The organism is Oceanobacillus halophilus (assembly GCF_003628505.1).
GTDB classification, from domain to species: Bacteria; Bacillota; Bacilli; order Bacillales; family Amphibacillaceae; genus Oceanobacillus; species Oceanobacillus halophilus.
On record NZ_RBZP01000014.1, the window covers coordinates 68,549 to 84,053 of the forward strand.

The following is a 15,505-nucleotide window of genomic DNA, read 5'->3' on the forward strand; positions in this document are numbered from 1 at the left end:
GGCTCTATTTTGTCGAAGATCTTTTAAAACTTTTACTACATAGTCAACACTCTTAATAGATATGGAAAAGAATGGAGGATGAATCATGGGACTCCGATTCATTATAGGGAGATCTGGAACAGGAAAAAGTGGTAGAATGCTTGATGAGATAAAAGAAAAACAGATGCATGATCCATTGGGTAAACCGATTTTTTATATAGTACCTGATCAAATGACGTTTCAGCAGGAATACACATTATTCAATGATAAGGAACTGCAAGGAAGTATTCGTGCACAAGTAGTGAGTTTTTCTAGACTTGCTTGGCGTATACTGCAGGAAACCGGTGGCGCAACGAAACAGTTTATTAGTTCCGTCGGGATTCAGATGATGCTTCGAAAAATAATTGAAGAAAAGCAAGGGGAATGGCGTACTTTCAATAAAGCCATGGAGAAACAGGGATTTCTAAAGCAATTAGAAGAAATGATAACGGAATTCAAACGATATCAAGTGACACCAGAGGTTCTGAAAGCACAACTTGAACATATGAGAATGTTTGTACATAAAGAACCGGGTGAAGAAGCACTTGCTCAGAAGTTAGAGGACCTTTTTTATATTTATGATAAATTGGTGCTTGCTTTGGAAAATCAATACATCGATAGTGAAGATCAATTACAATTGTTAGCTGAAAAAGTAAAAGAATCTAAGCTCTTACAAGGTGCAGAAATCTATCTCGATGGTTTTCATCGTTTTACCCCTCAAGAATTACAGGTTGTGGAACAGTTAATGAGGACCTGCCAGTCAATTACGGTTACACTGACATTAGATGATCCGAACAAGGATGCAAATGAATTAGACTTATTTTATCAGACAACAGAAACATATCAGGTATTACAGCAAATTGCATTCGAGAATGATATACCCATTAACGATACGATACGAATGCTACCAGAAAAAGGAAAATTCCGTCATCGTGCCCATTTTGCTCATTTGGAGCAATATTTTGAAACACGACCGGCACCTGCATTTAAGGAGAAAGCACCTATACAGTTAGCAGAAGCGGTACATCCGCGGGCAGAAGTGGAAGGGGCGGCACAAGAAATCCTTCGACTCGTCCGAGATGAAAATTATCGTTTTCAGGATATTGCAGTTTTTATAAGACAGTCGGAAGTTTACCATGATTTGATCCATACGATTTTTGATGATCATGATATCCCTGTGTTCATCGATGAAAAAAGGACAATGCTAAACCATTCATTGATTGAGTTTATTCGGTCGGTATTAGATATTGTGGAAGGCAATTGGCGATACGATGCAATATTTCGTGTGTTAAAAACGGGTTTTATACCACAATCAGATGAAGAGTATCCTTTAACTAATGATGCCATTGATGAACTGGAGAACTATTGTTTAGAGTATGGAATCAGGTCCCGTGAACGCTGGTTTGGTAATAAAGAATGGAAGTTCCAACGCTTTCGTGGCTTTGAACAAGCTGTTCAAACAAACCATGAACGAGAGACGCAAATTCGCATTAACCGTTATCGTAAACAAGTAGTACTTGCACTAGGGGAATTTGATGAGAAAATTCGTCAGGCAATAACAGTAAAAGAATTATGTGAGCTAATTTACATGTTGTTAGAAAAAGTTGGTGCACCAAACCGTCTGGAAAGAATGCGTACGTACTATGATGAAGAAGGCTTATTAGAAAAGGGGCGAGAACAGGAGCAAGTTTGGAGTGCGGTTATTCAACTATTGGATGAGATGGTGCAAATAGCTGGAGAAGAAGAAATGACTATCTCTACATTTAGTAAGGCCTTAAATGCAGGATTTGAAACACTATCATTTTCCCATGTACCACCGAGTATTGACCATGTTATTGTAGGCTCCATTGATCGCTCAAGAATTAGCGGAATTAAATGTGCTTTTTTACTTGGTGTTAATGAAGGAAGCTGGCCAATGAAGCCATCTGGAGATGGAATGATTAGTGAAGAGGAGAGAGAAAGGTTAAAGGAACAAGGGGTTCAGCTTGCAGATAGCAGTAAAAGACAATTGCTTGATGACTGGTTTTATATGTACCTATCCTTTACTGCAGCAAAAGATAGGCTATGGATCAGTTACCCATTAAGTGATGAAGAAGGAAAAGCAAGGATGCCTTCTCAACTTGTGAAACGAATGGAAGATTTATTCCCTAAAAATGCAGAGCATATGCTTCTACAAGATCCGGATGAACTATATGAGGCAGAGCGATTTATCACAACACCAGTAAAAACTAGGTCGGCACTTACTTCTCAGCTATCTCGTACAAGAAAAGGATACCCTATACAGAATATTTGGTGGCATGTATTGAATTGGTATGTGGATAATCACTCCAAGAAAAGTACCACATACAAAATTTTACAAAGTTTGTACTATCAAAATAAGCCAATGGACCTTACTCCAGATACGGTAGAAGAACTATATCCAAAAGAGATTAAGGCGAGTGTCAGTCGTTTAGAATCTTATTATCGATGTTCTTATCAGCATTTTGCAAAATATAGTCTGAAATTGGAGGAGCGCAAAACATATAAATTAGATGCTCCTGACATTGGAATGCTCTTTCACGAGGCAATAAAAATTATTACAGAATGGATTCAAGCAGAGGGCAGGGACTACTCTCAGTTAAATCAAAATGATGCAAATAATTATGCTGGAAGAGCTGTAGGTAATTTAGCTCCAATATTGCAACATCAAATTTTGCATAGTTCTAATCGGCATAAATATATTAGCCAAAAGTTGCAGGAGATTATAGCAAGAGCGACGTTTATCCTCAGTGAACAAGCAAGGAGAAGTAATTTTTCACCAGTTGGATTGGAACTTGGATTTGGAATAGGAGAAGATTTGCCTCCTCTTTCAATGAAACTGCCAAATGGATATGAATTGTTGTTAAGAGGGCGGATTGACCGTATAGACAAGGCGACAAATGTCGATGATTTATACCTACGAATCATTGACTATAAATCAAGTTCCAAAGGATTAAACTTAGTAGAGGTTTATTATGGTTTAGCCTTACAAATGCTTGCTTATTTAGATGTGGTAATAACGCATTCTGAGAAATGGCTCCAACAAAAAGCGACACCAGCTGGAGTTCTTTACTTCCATGTGCATAATCCAATGATCTCGAAAAACGGGAAAATCGAATTGGACAAGGTTAATGAGGAAATCTTTAAGAAGTTTAAGATGAAGGGGTTATTATTATCAGACACTGAAATTGTTAAGATGATGGATACAACTTTTGAAGAGGCAAACGGACGAATAAAAAGTGATGTCATTCCTGCTGGGCTGAAAAAAGATGGAGATTTTGACAAAGATTCAAAGGTCGCAGAAGGAGAAACATTCTCTCAACTGCAAAATCATATTCATCATCTGATGAAGCAAGCTGGAATTGACATTACTTCAGGTGGAGTGCACTTAAATCCGTATCAGGATAAGGATAAGAATATTCCATGCACCTATTGTCCATTCCTCTCAGTCTGTCAATTTGATTCAATGTTAGAAGAAAATAACTACCGAAAATTAAAAGCAATGAAAGATGAAGAAATACTTGAAAAGATTAGTAAGGAGGGTAATATCGATGGTTAGTTGGACGAAGGAACAAGAAGAAGCAATATATACAGATGGCAGTGATATCCTTGTCGCAGCAGCTGCAGGTTCGGGTAAAACAGCTGTGCTCGTCGAAAGAATAATTCAAAAACTGCTGAAAAAAGATTCTCCCGTTGATATTGATTCCTTGCTTGTTGTAACATTCACCAATGCTGCAGCACAGGAAATGCGCAATCGTGTAGGTCTTGCGTTAGAAGAAGCATTGGAACAAAATCCAACTTCCATTCACCTAAAAAAGCAGTTATCTTTATTACAGCGTGCATCTATTTCGACCTTGCATTCCTTTTGCTTAGATGCAGTAAAGAAATATGCCTATTTGCTTGATATTGATCCCGCCTTTCGGATTGCAGATGATATGGAAGCTGATTTAATCAAACAAGAAGTGCTAGATGACTTATTTGAAGAATGGTATGGCATGGAAGGTGAAGCTTTAGATCAATTCTTTGCTGTTGTAGATCGTTTCTCCAGTGATCGAAGTGATGTTGATGTTGAGAAAGTTATCTTAAAGTTATATGATTTTGCTATTCAAAACCCCTGGCCATCTTTATGGTTGGAAGGATTAGCAGAAAGCTATGATATCCCAGAAGAATGGCAGGAAGAAGATTTACATTGGTTAAATCTGATGAAACGAGAAGTAAAAGAACAGTTTTTTGCAATGGAACAAGAGATGCGACTTGCGTTAGAAATTACTAGAGAGAATGATGGCCCATATCAGTACGCAGAAACGATCGACAAAGACCTCTTATTGTTACAGAATGCTAGAGGCAATTTCACTTCTTGGGAAACCTTGCAGGCTTTTATAAGTGATAATGATTTTGGAAGATTATCAGGGAAGAAGCAGGAATGTGATGAAGGAAAGAAAAAGAAAGTGAAGAATTTGCGTGACAGTTATAAAGGTCGATGGAAAAACATGAAAGAGAAGTGGTTTAGTAGGGAACTAGCTAGTCATATTGAAGACATGAGGGAGCTTGCTCCTGTTATTAAAGAACTAACGGAAATGGTTAAACAATTTGATGAAAGATTTGCAGAACAAAAGCGGGAAAAAGCTTTGGTCGATTTCTCAGATTTAGAACATTTTTGCCTAAAACTTTTAGTAGATGAGAATTCTACTTCTAAGGAGATTATTCCATCTAGTGTGGCGATTCAATTTCAAAATCAGTTTAGTGAGGTATTGGTTGATGAATACCAGGATACGAACTTGGTACAAGAAACGATTTTGTCATTAATCAGTGATCAAACGGGACCGGGGAATCGGTTTATGGTGGGAGATGTTAAGCAAAGCATTTATCGTTTCCGGCATGCAGAACCATCCTTGTTTATTCAAAAATACAAACAATTTGCTGATGCAAATGCAGTAGGGAGAAGAATTGATTTAGCAAGGAATTTCCGAAGCAGGGAACAAGTATTAATTGGTGCCAATTACATTTTCCGGCAAATACTTGACGAAGCATTAGGAGATATAGCATATGACGAAAAGGCCGAGCTAATTTACGGTAATAAAACGTATGATGAATATGAGTTCTCAGAGCCTCATCCAGAATTACTGATTATAGACAGGGAGGAAACAGAGGATGCTAAGAATCAGACGGAGAATGAAGAAAGCTTTCAGGATTTAGAGAAAGCACAGATTGAAGCGAGAGCGTATGCTGGAAAAATAAAAAAATGGATAGGTAGTGGGGATGGAAATTCACCACTACAAGTTTTTGATAAAGCAACTGGCGCTCAGCGTGACGTTCAATATCGTGATATAGTTATTTTATTACGCTCTATGACATGGGCACCAACGATTGTAGATGAATTGAAAGAACAGGGAATTTCTGTTTATGCAGAACTTTCTTCTGGTTATTTTGAGGCAATTGAAGTAAAGATAATGATTAGCCTGTTAAAAGCGATAGACAATCCGAGACAGGATATCCCGCTTGCATCCGTATTAAAATCTCCGATTGTAGATTTGACGGAAGATGAATTAGCTAGAATACGATTAGCAGATAAATATAAGTCATACTATGATGCATTAAAAAAATATAAACAACAACAATCGGATGACACGGCTGAAAAAGTGAGTAGGTTTCTACAGCAACTGAATCAATTCCGCATGGCATCCAGACAAGGGGCTTTATCGGAATTAATCTGGGATATTTATCAAGAGACTGGTTATTATGACTTTGTTGGTGGGATGCCTGGTGGTCGTCAGCGACAAGCAAATTTACGTGCACTATTTGACAGGGCTAGAGGCTATGAAAAAACATCATTTCGTGGGTTATTCCGTTTCTTACGTTTTATTGAAAGAATGGAAGAGCGGGGCGATGATTTAGGTGCTGCACGTGCATTGAGTGAACAGGAAGATGTTGTTCGAATTATGACGATTCATAAAAGTAAAGGACTGGAATTTCCTGTTGTCATTATGGGAGCAATGGACAAGCAGTTTAACATGCAAGATCTGAACCAGAAATATCTTTTACATAAAGATTTAGGATTTGCCAGTAAGTATATTGATCCAGTTAAACGAATCACATACCCAACGCTTTTCCATTATGCACTACAGGCAGAAGAAAAACGTGAATTGCTAGCAGAAGAAATGCGTGTACTTTATGTTGCCTTAACACGTGCAAAAGAAAAGTTAGTGATGATAGGCAATGTCCATTCTTTTGAAAAGAAACTGGAGAAATGGCAAAATATGATTGATCATTCTCAGTGGGTGCTTCCAGCTTATTTCCGCTTAGGTGCGAAGACTTTCTTAGATTGGGTAGGACCAGCTTTAATTCGTCATCAGGATAGTGATGCATTACATGCAGGTGAAGTTAAGGATGTCGTGTTGAAAGATATACAGATTGATCCGTCTAAATGGGATATCACAATTGTTCATGCTAGTGAATATACGAATTTAGAAGAATCTTCCGCTGAATCTGATATGGAATTACAAGAAAAAATTCTGAAGTGGCAACATGTGGATGTGAAAGATGAAGAGCTTGCTCAAAAAGTGAATGGGATGTTGTCCTACGAATATCCATATCAACAAGCGGCAAAATCACGTGCAAAGCAATCTGTCACGGAAATTAAACGACAACGAGAGATAAAAGATGAATATAGTGCTGATCAATTGGTACAAGAGTTTAAGCCACCAATTGTAAAACGTCCAAACTTCATGCAAAAGGAAAAAGTTGTGACAGCTGCTGAACGTGGAACAGCCATGCATACAGTAATGCAGCATTTACCTCTTAGAAAAGTCCTTGATTACGCAGAAATTGAAGAAGCATTAGAAGGTTTTGTGGAAAAAGAGATTTTATCAAGACAAGAGGCTGAGATCATTGATATTCACGCAATTGAGGAATTCTTTGGTACGGACATCGCTGCTCTAATGATGAAGGAATCAACTTCTATTAGGCGTGAAGTTCCATTTAGTTTGACACTACCTGCAAGCGATGTGTACGCAGCTTGGTCAAGCACAGAAGAACGTGTACTTATCCAAGGGGTAATTGACTGCCTCATCCCTTGGGAGGACGGCTGGATTATTCTGGATTATAAGACAGATGCCATATTAGAGGATAGTATTTCCGAGGACCTAAAGCAAAAGTTAATTAAACGATATGAAACACAAATGGATCTTTACCGTCATGCTATTGAAGCAATTTGGAAACAGCCAGTGAAAGAAACATATCTGTACTTCTTTTCCAAGCAATTGTTGGTTGAAGTTCCAAAAAAGGATTGAAAATCGCACTCTGCAGTTTAGGCTGCAGGGTGTTTTTTTGCTGAGATGGGGAGAAATACTACTATTTAAGGTGAAAAAACTAATGTTCATAATATTAATGCTCATATTCACATGACAGCGTTAACTTTTATTCATTCCCTATAACAATCCAGCCAGCTCTCACTAAGGAAAGCTGGCTATTTATCATGCATTGGCAGTAACATTTTGATCTGAAACGTCAGGGTCTAATGTTCTTGTTGCGCTGTACCCCGTATTAGTATTGATAAAGTCTCCAGTATTCAACGCACCAGAACCAGCGTTTGTTTTGGAACTGCTTTTTGGTGAGAGATAGAAAGCGTCCCCGAAGTTTACTACTCCACCGCCAACGCTGTTTATTTTTATCGGCCCAACAATGGATGGCATGTTAACACCTACTTTTCTAGTTCTATTTATATACAAAATATGAAGGGAACCTCAATTTTGTTCATTATCTTGAAGCATCCTAAAATGTTTAACTCTAGCTTCAGATGATATTTTGTTTAGATTGCCAACTTGAAAGATGGATGAGGTACTTAACGCCATAAGAGATACTTGCCGAACATTAATATTCACATCATGATGGATTGTTTTTTTTCGTACTTTTGCAGATTGTAATGTTTTAGGCCAATTCGCTTTCTGGCGAAAAATGGAGTAGTCTTCAAATTGTAAATCTTTTTTAATAGTAGGACCCTCTTTTTGAATGGCCATGGTTCTTGCTTTGGGAGTAGCTTGATGAGAATCACCAATATTTAATATGCCGGCATTAGAAATTCCGATTGTATATATTTGACCAACGTTTGATATTCGGTCGTGCATAGAGTTATTCCCCCTAGTTGTTATGAGAGCGATAGTGGCACGATATTACCTACTGTAAAGCTCTCAGGTGGTGTATCAAAAAAAGAGGACAGTACAATAGAATCATTATCTCCAATTAAAAATACAGAGGAAGAACCTACAGCAGTAATTTCTACTTTACCAACATTAAGTCCCCAGTTATGAATTTCCATGTTCATTTTTTTCTTCTCCTTTATTATTTTTCATATATCTGGATAGGGATTGATATATTTCTTCTTTTATATGATTTAAAATATATTCTTTAAGTTCTTTTTCATTTGTTGTGGATGATGCTTGATCTTTATAAAAACGTATACGTTCAGGAAATTGATTTAAAACATCTTGAAGCAACATGGATTGATGAGATTCATCAATAGAGCATCTGTATTGATTAGCCAAGTCTTGGATTAATGGTGGACCTGACGATTGAAACCATTGCTGCAATTCTCTTGTAAGTTGTTGATCGAAGGGTGACATGCTATTGGTTGGATTGAGTTGGGTTTGTTGCCCAAGTGTCAAATCTTCCATATTTTTTAAGTCATCAGGGGTTAGACCGATATGAAGGGAACCGGATAATGTTTCAATTTTTAACTGATCAAACTTATATTCTATTTTTTCTATATTCGTACTCTTACTGTTTTGTTGTGCTTCTTCAAGCGTACGAACCCTTTCTTCCAGTTCTTGAATCCTCATCGTTTGTTGTTGGATGCGTTGTTGCATTTCATACATAAACTGGTTCCAATCATTACCATACATTAAGAACGCCCCCCTGTAGGTATTAGTTTGGCCTATTGTAAGTTAGACGAATGCCTAGATATATATTATGCAGAAAGTTAGAATATGTTTATTATGTTTGGGGTGCAAGTGGGACCAGGGGAGGTTCAATGTCTTGAGGCAGTGCCTGTTCTGCAAGTTCCGTATAACCACCAGTATTATAGATATCTGACTGTGCATGTATACTTCCGGTACTGCCAATTTGTACAACGGATGAATTGGTTACAGAACCAATTTTTAATAAATGAATATTAATGGTTTGTTGAACGGTCATGTTCATTTGATTCACTCCAACTAGCTGGCAGGCTGATCGACTTTGTCAGAATCAGTAACATTCGTACTTGAATTGTTTAGATTGATTCGGATCCCATTACCTGTATTGAAGGAGCCGCCACCAGCATAAGTTTTTGCAGAACTTATTGGTGCCATAGAATATACATCTCCAATATTAAAGATGCTGGATGAAGATACAGTAATCACTTTAACCGCGCCAACTTTTGCAGGCATACAAATCCCCCTTCTCCATAGTTTATGACAAAACGAAAAAAAGTTGATGGTTGCAGAAGAATTTTGAACAAGGATTGATAAGAAAAAATATAGTACATTTTTCAATAGGCTCTTTTCGCAAAGCTTGTTGTTATGGATTTGATAGAAACTGTTGATATATTTAATTAAGAGTAGTATAGCTCTCGCTTACATTAATGAAAGTTTTGTGCTATCATTCGCTCCGACAGAATACTACGCTTTCCGCGGGCACGGCTTCAGCCTCCTCGCGGAAAAAGCGCCGCTGCGGGGTCTTCAGACTCGTGCTTTTCCCGCAGGAGTCTACGTATTCTGCCTCCGCTATGTTAGATGGTCTAGATATTTTTATAGCTGAAGTCCGTAATGTCACGTTTGGGATAGCTCTTCCTCATATAAAATAAATTTGTTTACTTAAAATCAAGTAGCGTAGGAACTTAGCGAAGGAAATACACGGAGACTCCTTGAAAAAAGAAGACCACTTTTTTCTGCGTGCGATGTTTCGCTGCCGAAGCGTTCCTTGTCCTGCGGGAAGAAGAGCATCGGTGAGACTACGTAGTGAGGGAACTACTTGAATAAGCTTCACTGTTCCCTTGCGCCGAGGAAGCCTACTTCGAAGCGATACTAGTAGACGCAGGCGCACACGCTTTTCAGCACGGAGGAGGCTCACCAGCTCCCCGCGGAAAGCGGAGTGTATTTCCGTAGCGGATATATAGCAGTATTCTTAATTAAAGTAATCAACAGTCTATACAAAATGCTGAATAAAATTATTGTGCAAAAAGCAACAAATCTTTTAGTAAACAGCCTTTCAATAAAATAAAAGAGGTAATGCAATCGGCAATCTAGAATTCTATACAATAAAATGACATCCAAACATGGTATGATAAAAGAAAAGTAGTTTGTTGATAAGAAAGGAAAATGACAAATGAGTCAGGATGCATCCCCAATTAAAGAATCTAATCGGCTGGTTTGGATTGATGCAGCAAGGGGTTTCGCTATTTTTGGGATATTTATGGTCAATATCGGTGCTTTTAGTGCCCCGTACTTCCTATATGGTGGAGATAAGGAAGCATGGACATCCAGTTTAAATCAGTTTACACAAGTTTTTATAGATATTTTCTTTCAGGCTAGTTTTTATACCCTGTTTTCGATATTGTTTGGTTTTGGAATTCAAATGATGAAAGAAAGAATCATAGCTCGGAATAGTAAATTGTATCCATTTTTATTTCGCAGGCTGTTTATCTTACTTTGTTTCGGTGCAGTTCATGCATTTTTCATATGGCATGGAGATATCTTACTGTCATATGGTATGGTTGGTATCATTTTGTTAGTATTTTTAAAACGGAAAGCAAAAACAAAACTCATAATAGGTTTACTCTTATTGGGAGGAAGTGTTGGCTTTCTTTCCTTTTTATATTATTTATCCAGAGATTATTTAGACTATATCGGTTACGCTGCTATCGAACAATCCTATCAAAATTACCAAAGTGGGGAAATACTGGCGATCTGGGCACAGAATTTCCAGGACTGGACCTATTCGAATAGTATATTTGGATTGTTTTTCCTAACTCTCGTATTATTGCCGCTATTTCTATTTGGAATGTATCTGGCTGAAAAACGCTGGCTGCATGAACCGAAAAAATATAAATCTATTTTAGTTACATTATGTATAATTTCATTAATCCTTTTCATTGCTATAAAAATGGGACCATATATGTTTGGTAATCCGACGTGGTTTTCCTACATACAAGATAATATTGGCGGAACTTTCTCCGCATTGTTTTACATTACACTGATTACCTTACTCACTGGTACTCCTCTTGGTATGAAAATAATAAAGCCATTTACCTATGTTGGAAGAATGGCATTAACCAACTATATTTCACAATCTATCATTAATTTTATCCTATTTTATGGGTTTGGTTTATATGGATCAATCACACCATTTACCGGAGTTATCATTGTTGTCCTAGTATTTACTTTTCAAGTTTTCTTCAGCATATGGTGGTTCCAGCATTTTCGTTTTGGACCTCTTGAATGGGTATGGAGAAGTTTAACTTATCAAAAGCGACAGCCATTTCGAAAACAACTAAAGTGAACGAGTTCCTAATCATTATCATTTATCAAGTGCTAAAAAATGGGCAATTACGTTAATAATGGCACCTTGGGGACAGAAAAAAATAGTAGATGTAGCCAATGTTGAATAGATATTAAATGACCGAACGAGTCTGTCATGGTATGATATCGTTAGTAAATTAATTATTTACTAATAATGATTCAAAGGAACAAGGGATATATGAAAGGGAGGAAACATTCTATATGACACATATGCATATTACCTCATGGGTACTAGGATTTATTCTATTTGCAGTAGCACTCGTTTTACTCAATCAAGGAAAAGAAAAACCTGCTAAAATTGTACAAATGATTTTACGTCTTGATTATTTATTTATTTTGTACACTGGTGGAGATTTAATTGGGGGCTATTTTGCTAGTATTCAAATGCCGTTATTTGCAGAAGCAATTACCAAAGCAGTCGCTGGTATATGGTTGATTGCAGCGATGGAACTTATTTTAGTGAAGAAAGCAAAAGGAAAACCTGTGAAAAGCTGGTGGATTCAATTTATTATTGCTCTAATTATCGTAATGGTATTAGGTTTTGTGCGTCTACCATATGGTGTTAGTTTATAAAATAGGAAAGGCTGTCCGTCTTGGGACAGTCTTTTTTTATGCAGTTTTTTATATTGCAATGATAAAAATAGGGCAAAAAGTGAACCCTTTTTAACAATATGGGAAATAATGTTGACTATTTGTTTGTTTCGTTAATAATGAAAGTAGAAAGGGCAAATCAGAAAGACATTTTATTGGTTGGGGGAAATTTGATGAAGAAGTTCTTTGGAATATTTGTAATGACATGTATCTTTTTTCTTGGCACAAATCTATCCATTTTGGTTTCTGCGGAGGAAAAAGTTCAGGAAGAAGTGATATATAACGTCTTAATTGATCGCTATAATAATAGAAATCATCAGATTGATCAACAAGTAGATGTAGAGAATCCTCTTAAATATCATGGTGGAGATTTTGAAGGGATTATCAATAAGTTGGATGATTTAAAGGAATTGGGAGTAACAACCATTTCCCTGTCACCAATTATGGCAAATGCTGACGATGGTTATCATGGTTATTGGATTGAGGACTTCTATAAAATTGAAGAACAATTTGGTACAATGGAGGACTTTCAATTATTAGTAGAGGAAGCTCATAATCGAAATATGAAAATTATTATTGAGTTTGTCACGAAATATGTTGCAGAAAGTCATCCCATCGTAAATGAAGCAGAAAAAGACTGGTTTACAGATCAAGAACAAAGTGGACCAGATTGGTTAGATCATACAGCATCATTAAACTTAGAAAATGAAGAAGTGAAAAGTTACATGATGGATGTAGCTGACTATTGGATAAATGAAACCGATATAGATGGCTATTTGCTTCATGGGGTTGATCGAGTGCCTATGGAGTTTCTAACTGAATTAACAGAACATATACAAGCAAATAATCCTAATTTTTACTTATTGGGTGATACGTTAATAACTGATGAAAATAATCAGGAGATTTTAGAAAACACGACATTACAGGCCATTGAAAATCGCTCGATTGCAACGGTAATGTCGGATGTGTTTTCTATGCCAGATAATGAGGTATCAGAAATCTATGATGTTTGGAAAGAGAATGAAAGTACATCTTCACTATTATACGTGGACGATATGTATACGAAAAGATTTACACAGAAGTTCTCGGAAAATGGGCGTAATTCTTTAACCGTGTGGAAGTTAGCTCTAACTTATATGTTCACAACTCCAGGAACTCCAATGATTTTTCAAGGATCAGAAATCCCCATGTATGGCGGAAACGCACATGAAGCACAGCAACTTGTGCAATTTAATAGTGGAGAAGATGAACTGCAAGAGTATTACCAGAAGATATCTTCCCTTAGACAGCATTTCCCAGCGTTAGAACATGGAGATTTTGAGTTAGTTGGTTCAAGTGGTGCTATGAGTGTTTTCCGTCGTTCTTATGAAGGAGAAACAGTATTTATAGCGATTAATAATAGCAGTGAATCAAAAGAAGTTTCATTAACGGACATTGAATCTGGCATGCAGTTGAGAGGTTATCTAGGTGATAATACTGTTCGCGAAAATCAGGATGGAGTATATCGTCTTGGATTAGCGCGTGAAACTGCTGAAGTTTATACTGTAGGTCCGAATACGGGATTGAATTGGGGATTTATTAGTTTCGTAGGTGGAGTCTTTGTTTTATTCATTTTTGCTGTAATATATTTAAGCAGAAAGCAAAAGAAACAAGAAGAAAAAGTATAAAAGGATTTTATTCCTTTTTACTATATATTTTGATGTTAAAAACTTGGAGGTGTTATAGATGCTAGCACTAATTACATTAACATTAACCGTTTGTGTAAGTCTTGGATCTATTATTTTTAGTGAGGTTTGGGAATAGTTTATCAATTCATGTAGATAGCCATCAAGTTACGTACTTGATGGCTATTTTTCTAACCATTTACGATGGTTCCACCATTTATATGAATGGTTTGGCCTGTTACATAACTGCTATCTTCACTAGCTAAATAGACATATGCTGGAGCCAGTTCTTTTGGCTGGCCAAGCCTCTTCATAGGTGTATTTCCACCAAAAGAATCCACTTTCTTCTTGTTAAATGAAGCGGGAATAAGTGGTGTCCAAATAGGTCCAGGTGCTACGGCATTAACTCGTATTCCTTGGTCTACAATGGCGCTGGATAAGGATCGGGTAAATGAAACGATAGCCCCTTTTGTAGCGGAGTAGTCTATTAAATCAACATTTCCTTTATAAGCAGTAATGGAGGAAGTATTAATAATGGAACTTCCTTTTCTCAGATGGGGAAGAACTGCTTTTGTTAAATAAAACATACTAAAGATATTGGTGCGGAATGTCTTTTCCAATTGTTGGCTTGTAATATCCAAAAAGCTTGGTTGCGGATGCTGTTCCGCAGCATTGTTTACTAAAATATCGATTTTGTGGAAGGTATCAAATGTTTTTTGAACAGCTTCTGCACAAAATGCCTCATTTCCAATGTCTCCGCTTAACAACAAACATTTACTGCCTTCCTGCTCAACCAGTTGCTTTGTTTCCTCTGCGTCTTCTTGTTCATTTAAGTATAGAATTGCTACATCGGCACCTTCTTTTGCAAAGTGTACACTGACTGCGCGACCAATCCCACTGTCCCCACCTGTGATAATAGCTACTTTATTTTTTAATTTATTGCTACCTTGATAATCATAACGGATATATTCTGGTCGTGGATCCATTTTGGCTTCAATACCAGGTTGTTTCCCTTGTGTTTGTTTCGGTGGAGTTATTTTCCCATTTTTATGTTCCATGTCCATTCTATCGCCTCCTCATGCAGTAGGATTCCCTAATGTCTTCCAAATATTTGAGGCTGTTATCAAAACATCATCGCACCACTTTGCTAATATTAAATGGCTATTTCCTATAAGATAGTACCTTTTTCAGCATAAAATTATGTTGTATTTTGTATAGACTGTTGATATCTTTAATTCCGAATAGTAATGCTCTCGCTTACACTGATGATTATTTTGTGCAGTCATTCGCTCCGGCAGAATACTTGCGGTTCGCGGACACGGCCTCAGCCTCCTCGCGGAAAAAACACCGCTGCGGGGTCTTCGGACACGTGCTTTTCCCGCAGGAGTCTCCGTATTCTGCCTCCGCTTAAATAGGCGCTCAAGATTACTTTGGGCTTATAGCTCTAGAAATTACGTTTTAAGACCGTTATAATCCTTAAAACAGAATTTTTCTTGTTTATACAAGTAGAGCAGACGCATAGCGAAGGAAATACACGGAGACTCCTTGAAAAAAGAAAACCACTTTTTTCTGCGTGCGGCGTGCCCAGCAAGCCGTTAATTGCTGGTTGATGAAAGTTCAACCCAAGTAAGTGTCAAGGCGCTTGGTAGCTGACAGGCAGCT

Annotated in this window: 12 protein-coding genes; 5 read left to right on the top strand and 7 right to left on the bottom strand. The window is 37.3% G+C overall.

The annotated features are described in order from the left end of the window. Window positions 1-85: 85 nt before the first annotated feature. Window positions 86-3,595 (top strand): helicase-exonuclease AddAB subunit AddB, encoded by a 3,510-nt coding sequence (gene addB / locus D8M06_RS14620; RefSeq protein ID WP_121205201.1) that lies wholly within the window; start codon window positions 86-88, stop codon window positions 3,593-3,595. Further along, a complete protein-coding gene (addA, locus tag D8M06_RS14625) occupies window positions 3,588-7,325 on the top strand; it encodes a helicase-exonuclease AddAB subunit AddA (protein WP_121205203.1) in 3,738 nt (1,245 codons plus the stop codon). Before addB ends, addA begins: the two co-directional genes overlap by 8 nt. 183 nt (window positions 7,326-7,508) lie before the next feature. Here addA and D8M06_RS14630 read toward each other — a convergent pair whose 3' ends face one another. From D8M06_RS14630 to D8M06_RS14655, 6 genes are all read right to left on the bottom strand, one after another. After that, the gene (locus D8M06_RS14630) at window positions 7,509-7,727 is read right to left on the bottom strand and encodes a spore germination protein (RefSeq protein WP_121205205.1); all 219 of its coding nucleotides are present in this window, start codon (window positions 7,725-7,727) and stop codon (window positions 7,509-7,511) included. A gap of 51 nt (window positions 7,728-7,778) precedes the next feature. Continuing rightward, complete coding sequence (locus tag D8M06_RS14635; RefSeq protein ID WP_121205207.1) at window positions 7,779-8,159, bottom strand: spore germination protein GerPE; 381 nt, start codon at window positions 8,157-8,159, stop codon at window positions 7,779-7,781. Window positions 8,160-8,179: 20 nt separating this feature from the next. Next, complete coding sequence (locus D8M06_RS14640) at window positions 8,180-8,356, bottom strand: spore gernimation protein GerPD (RefSeq protein ID WP_121205209.1); 177 nt, start codon at window positions 8,354-8,356, stop codon at window positions 8,180-8,182. After that, on the bottom strand, window positions 8,337-8,933 hold the full coding sequence (gene gerPC / locus D8M06_RS14645; protein ID WP_121205211.1) for a spore germination protein GerPC: 597 nt from the start codon (window positions 8,931-8,933) through the stop codon (window positions 8,337-8,339). The genes D8M06_RS14640 and gerPC overlap by 20 nt, the downstream gene beginning before the upstream one ends. A 91-nt stretch (window positions 8,934-9,024) precedes the next feature. Continuing rightward, entirely contained in the window at window positions 9,025-9,231 is a 207-nt protein-coding gene (locus D8M06_RS14650) for a spore germination protein GerPB (protein WP_121205213.1), read from the bottom strand. Between the two features lie 14 nt (window positions 9,232-9,245). Then, window positions 9,246-9,458 (bottom strand): spore germination protein, encoded by a 213-nt coding sequence (locus D8M06_RS14655; RefSeq protein WP_121205215.1) that lies wholly within the window; start codon window positions 9,456-9,458, stop codon window positions 9,246-9,248. A 937-nt stretch (window positions 9,459-10,395) separates the two neighbouring features. Here D8M06_RS14655 and D8M06_RS14660 point away from each other — a divergent pair. The 3 genes from D8M06_RS14660 to D8M06_RS14670 all read left to right on the top strand — a co-directional run bounded on the left by D8M06_RS14660 (window position 10,396) and on the right by D8M06_RS14670 (window position 13,846). Continuing rightward, window positions 10,396-11,568, top strand: coding sequence for a DUF418 domain-containing protein (locus D8M06_RS14660; RefSeq protein ID WP_121205217.1), 1,173 nt, complete (start codon window positions 10,396-10,398; stop codon window positions 11,566-11,568). A gap of 221 nt (window positions 11,569-11,789) precedes the next feature. Continuing rightward, entirely contained in the window at window positions 11,790-12,161 is a 372-nt protein-coding gene (locus tag D8M06_RS14665) for a YisL family protein (RefSeq protein WP_121205219.1), read from the top strand. Between the two features lie 191 nt (window positions 12,162-12,352). Continuing rightward, window positions 12,353-13,846, top strand: coding sequence for an alpha-amylase family glycosyl hydrolase (locus D8M06_RS14670; RefSeq protein WP_241558961.1), 1,494 nt, complete (start codon window positions 12,353-12,355; stop codon window positions 13,844-13,846). A 188-nt stretch (window positions 13,847-14,034) separates the two neighbouring features. On the opposite strand, the gene D8M06_RS14675 is transcribed toward D8M06_RS14670, so the two are convergent. Further along, window positions 14,035-14,907 carry an SDR family oxidoreductase gene (locus D8M06_RS14675; RefSeq protein WP_121205221.1) on the bottom strand — a complete coding sequence of 291 codons (873 nt, stop codon included), beginning with the start codon at window positions 14,905-14,907 and terminating at the stop codon, window positions 14,035-14,037. Window positions 14,908-15,505 lie beyond the last annotated feature (598 nt).

What these genes read in the sequence shown, in the direction of transcription:
- D8M06_RS14640 (WP_121205209.1), bottom strand. Translation starts at nt 8,356, where the DNA reads ATGAACATGGAAATTCATAACTGGGGACTTAATGTTGGTAAAGTAGAA.
- D8M06_RS14630 (WP_121205205.1), bottom strand. Translation starts at nt 7,727, where the DNA reads ATGCCATCCATTGTTGGGCCGATAAAAATAAACAGCGTTGGCGGTGGA.
- D8M06_RS14675 (WP_121205221.1), bottom strand. Translation starts at nt 14,907, where the DNA reads ATGGACATGGAACATAAAAATGGGAAAATAACTCCACCGAAACAAACA.
- D8M06_RS14650 (WP_121205213.1), bottom strand. Translation starts at nt 9,231, where the DNA reads ATGAACATGACCGTTCAACAAACCATTAATATTCATTTATTAAAAATT.
- D8M06_RS14660 (WP_121205217.1), top strand. Translation starts at nt 10,396, where the DNA reads ATGAGTCAGGATGCATCCCCAATTAAAGAATCTAATCGGCTGGTTTGG.
- D8M06_RS14655 (WP_121205215.1), bottom strand. Translation starts at nt 9,458, where the DNA reads ATGCCTGCAAAAGTTGGCGCGGTTAAAGTGATTACTGTATCTTCATCC.
- D8M06_RS14670 (WP_241558961.1), top strand. Translation starts at nt 12,353, where the DNA reads ATGAAGAAGTTCTTTGGAATATTTGTAATGACATGTATCTTTTTTCTT.
- addB (WP_121205201.1), top strand. Translation starts at nt 86, where the DNA reads ATGGGACTCCGATTCATTATAGGGAGATCTGGAACAGGAAAAAGTGGT.
- D8M06_RS14665 (WP_121205219.1), top strand. Translation starts at nt 11,790, where the DNA reads ATGACACATATGCATATTACCTCATGGGTACTAGGATTTATTCTATTT.
- addA (WP_121205203.1), top strand. Translation starts at nt 3,588, where the DNA reads ATGGTTAGTTGGACGAAGGAACAAGAAGAAGCAATATATACAGATGGC.
- D8M06_RS14635 (WP_121205207.1), bottom strand. Translation starts at nt 8,159, where the DNA reads ATGCACGACCGAATATCAAACGTTGGTCAAATATATACAATCGGAATT.
- gerPC (WP_121205211.1), bottom strand. Translation starts at nt 8,933, where the DNA reads ATGTATGGTAATGATTGGAACCAGTTTATGTATGAAATGCAACAACGC.